We start from the raw sequence: 3606 nt of genomic DNA, 5'->3' as shown, positions 1-3606 counted from the left end.
GAGCGCGCTTAAGGACAGTTGGCCGTAGTAGTAATCGGGCCAGCGCGCGGCCATCTCGAAGTAACGCTGCGCTGCAGTCTGATCGCCCGCCTGCCGCGCCGCGCGGCCCGCCCAGTAATAACCCTTGGACTTGGTCAGCGGGGTCTTTGCGGCATCGCCGTAGCGCGCAAAGAGCGGGGCGGCGGTGGTGCCGTCGCCGAGGCTCCACAGCGCCTTGGTGCCGCCCAGCCACATCAGGTCGGTGAGCCGGTCGCGCAAGGTGAAGCTGGTTTCCGACAGCTCGGCGTCGGGCGCGAAGAGATCGCCGCTGCGCGCTGCGATCTGCGCCGCCTCGGACGGGCCGACATCCTCGGCCAGATCCAGCAGCTGGCCGACGAAGGCTTCGGGGTCGCGCGCCGGGCGCACGAAGGCGGGGCGGCTGGTGAAGACCCGCGCCGCCTCGTAATTCTGCCCGCTGGTGCGCAGGAACTTCACGAGGTTGAAGACATAGCCCGGATCGGCTTCGGCCCCCGGGGGCACCGTGATCCCCGATGATTCCGGACGCGCGCCGCGCAGCAGCGCGATCCGCGCTAGCGCCATCGCGCGCGCCTCCTCGGGGAGGTTCACCACCATGCGCGAGGCGGCATCGGCCTTGCCCTGCCACAGCAGCGCATCGACGCGCACCGCGTGATCCTCGGGCGTGAACTGCGCCCCGTAGAGCCCCGACAGATAGAGCTCGACAGGATCGGCCATCTGCCCGCCGCGCCATGCCTTGCGCGCTACCTCAAGCGCCTCGGGGCGCTGCACCGCGGCGAGCGCCAGCGCATAGCGTGCGCGGGCGGGGTTGGTGAGCGGGGGATGGGCATCGAAGAAGCGCAGCAGCTCGGCTTGGCCGGGCGCCTCGTTCTCGAGCGCCGCCTCGGCGCGCAGACGCAGGATGTCGGTCTTGGGGAAACTCGGCCAGGCGAGCACGAAGCCGGCGTAATCGGCGAAGCTATGCGTGCGGCTGGCTTGCAGCGTCTCCCAGCGGGCGATCACGGCATCCACCGCACCGGGCTGGCGTGCGACGAGATCCTGCCCCGACCCCCAGTCCTGCGCCGCAGCGGGGAAAGCTCCCGCCACAAGCGCCGAAGCACCGAGAATCGCAGCATACATCCGGCGGGTATTCAACAGCTTGCAGCCCATGCTGGACATAGTGCCTACGGGCTCCTTATCAGGCGGTGAACGGTGAAGGGTAACGGGGGAGAGGTCCCCTGAATTTCGCTATCTAGAGATGATGACAGGACAATAGCAATGTTCAGCGGTTCGATACCCGCTCTGGTGACTCCTTTTCGCGGCGGAGCGTTCGACGAGGTCGCTTTCCGCCGGTTGGTCGACTGGCAGATCGAGAACGGCAGCGCCGCGCTCGTCCCTTGCGGTACCACGGGGGAGGCCTCGACACTTTCCAATGCCGAGCATCACCGCGTCATCGAGGTGTGCATCGAGCAGGCCGCGGGCCGCGTGCCGGTGATTGCGGGCTGCGGGTCGAACGACACCCGCAACGCCCAGCTACACATGACCTTCGCCAAGAAGGCGGGCGCGGCGGCGGGACTTTGCGTTGCCCCCTATTACAACCGCCCGAGCCAGCGCGGGCTGATCGCCCATTTCAGCTATCTGGCGGAAAACTGCGACCTGCCGATCGTGCTCTACAACGTGCCCGCGCGCACCGTGACCGACATTCTGGATGACACGGTGGTCGAGCTGGTGCGCAAGTACCCCGACCGGATCATCGCCATCAAGGACGCGAGCGGCGACCTGTCGCGGGTCGCCGATCACCGCATGGGAATCGGGCGCGAGTTCTGCCAATTGTCGGGCAATGACGAGCTGTGGCTGCCCCACGCGGCGGCGGGCGGGCGCGGGTGCATCTCGGTGACCGCGAACGTCGCGCCCCGCCTGTGCGCCGAGTTCCACGAGGCGATCGCCGCCAATGAGCTGAAGCTGGCGCGGCAATTGAACGACCGCCTGTTCCCGCTGCATTATGCGATGTTCTCCGACGCGAGCCCTGCGCCGGTGAAATATGCGCTTGCCCGCGTTCACGACTGGATCGAGCCTGAGGTGCGCCTGCCGCTGGTCGAGTGTTCGGACGAGGCGAAGAAGGCGGTGGACGAGGCGCTGGTGCTGGCTGGGGTGCTGGAGGGCTGAGCGAGGGGCCGGGCTCTAAACCACCTCGTCCTCGTCGAGCATTCCTTGCGCTGAGCCCTGCGGTTCGCTCGCGAGAATCGCCTCGGTGATCGAATCGATGCGCGCGCCGACGCGTTCGGGGTGGTCGATTGCGGCGATGTGGAACAGCGCGTCGCCTTGGTGGACCACGGGGAGCGTTGCATGGCCGATGATGATGCCGTCGACCGGGCTGACCAGCGCCTCGGCCTCCTCGCCGAACAGCCCGGCTACCGTGGCCAGCACGTCGCCCTTGCGCACCGGATCGCCCGAGGCGCGCACCGCCTGCATCACCCCGCCGCGCGGGGCTCGCACCCAGGTGGTCCGGTTGGCGCGCGCCGGAATGCCGACCGCGCTGAGCCCGTCGTCGGCCTCTATCATCCCGAGATGGGCGAGCACCCGCTCCACGCCCTCGACCCCGGTCTCGACCGACAGCCTGTCGAAGCGCAGCGCCTCGCCCGCCTCCATCAGCAGCATGTCGACCCCGTGCTTCTGGGCGAGATCGCGCAGCGAGCCGTCGCGCAAGGGGCTCTCGATGATCACCGGCGCGCCGAAGGCCATGGCGAGCTCGACCAGTTTGCGGTTGCCCGCCGCGATACGGATCTGGGGGAGGTTGTAGCGATGGATCGCGGCCGAATGGATGTCGATCCCGAGCGTGCAGCGCGCCACCACCTCGCGGTAGAAGATGTGCGCAAGCTGCCCCGCGAGCGATCCCCCCGCGCTCCCCGGGAAGGAGCGGTTGAGGTCGCGCCGGTCGGGCAGGTAGCGCGAATGGCTGATGAAGCCGAAGATGTTGGCGACCGGCACCAGCAGCACGGTGCCGCTCAGCGCCTCGGGATCGAGCGATTGCGCGAGGCGCTGGATCACCGCCGTGCCGATGATCTCGTCGCCGTGGATCGCCGCGCTCACGAACACGGCCGGGCCGGGGCGTGCGCCATGGATCACGCGCACCGCGAGGCTGGAGGTGGTGCCGGTCGCCATGGTGGTGATCGGAAAGCCGACATCGGCCTGGCGGCCCGGCGCGATGCTGGTGCCTGCGATGATGAAAGGCTGCGGCATGGTCATGGCCCGCTGTTCCCCGTGTTGCCCCTGAGGCAAGCTAGCCTGCGACGGATCAAAGCGCAAAGGGCCTCGCTTTTTGCCCGGCCAGCGCCTACATCGCCCCGCCTTATGGCCCGTCCCAAACCCGTCACCTTCGACAAAGTGAAGATCGTCGCCGAGAACCGCCGCGCGCGGTTCGATTACTATATCGAGGACACCTTCGAAGCAGGGCTCGCCCTGCAGGGCACCGAGGTCAAGGCGCTGCGGGCGGGCGAGGCGAGCATTGCCGAAAGCTATGCCGAGGTGAAGGACGGGCAGGTCTGGCTGATCAACGCCAACGTGCCCGAATACAGCCACGGCAACCGCCTCAACCACGAACCGCGCCGCCCG

General features: G+C 68.2%; 3 protein-coding genes and 1 pseudogene. 2 read left to right on the top strand and 2 right to left on the bottom strand.

Annotated elements, in window-relative coordinates; translation table 11 throughout:
- Window positions 1-1173 (bottom strand): annotated as a pseudogene (locus NBV68_RS18470) (lytic transglycosylase domain-containing protein); the annotation flags it as partial.
- Window positions 1174-1272: 99 nt separating this feature from the next.
- Between NBV68_RS18470 and dapA the strand changes: the two are divergent.
- Window positions 1273-2160 (top strand): 4-hydroxy-tetrahydrodipicolinate synthase, encoded by an 888-nt coding sequence (gene dapA / locus NBV68_RS18465; RefSeq protein ID WP_296312804.1) that lies wholly within the window; start codon window positions 1273-1275, stop codon window positions 2158-2160.
- Window positions 2161-2175: 15 nt separating this feature from the next.
- Here the strand turns inward: dapA and NBV68_RS18460 are convergent, their stop codons facing one another.
- Window positions 2176-3240 carry a succinylglutamate desuccinylase/aspartoacylase family protein gene (locus tag NBV68_RS18460; protein ID WP_296312802.1) on the bottom strand — a complete coding sequence of 355 codons (1065 nt, stop codon included), beginning with the start codon at window positions 3238-3240 and terminating at the stop codon, window positions 2176-2178.
- A gap of 105 nt (window positions 3241-3345) precedes the next feature.
- Between NBV68_RS18460 and smpB the strand changes: the two genes are divergently transcribed.
- The coding region (gene smpB / locus NBV68_RS18455; protein WP_296312801.1) for an SsrA-binding protein at window positions 3346-3606 on the top strand (261 nt) is incomplete at its 3' end.

The organism is Erythrobacter sp., assembly GCF_023653175.1.
Taxonomy (GTDB): Bacteria; Pseudomonadota; Alphaproteobacteria; order Sphingomonadales; family Sphingomonadaceae; genus Erythrobacter.
The sequence above is the reverse complement of the archived record's forward strand: the minus strand, read 5'-3'. Positions and strand labels throughout refer to the sequence as shown.

Excerpts from the sequence above, each read along its gene's own strand:
- dapA (WP_296312804.1), top strand. The coding sequence starts at position 1,273 with ATGTTCAGCGGTTCGATACCCGCTCTGGTGACTCCTTTTCGCGGCGGA.
- NBV68_RS18460 (WP_296312802.1), bottom strand. The coding sequence starts at position 3,240 with ATGACCATGCCGCAGCCTTTCATCATCGCAGGCACCAGCATCGCGCCG.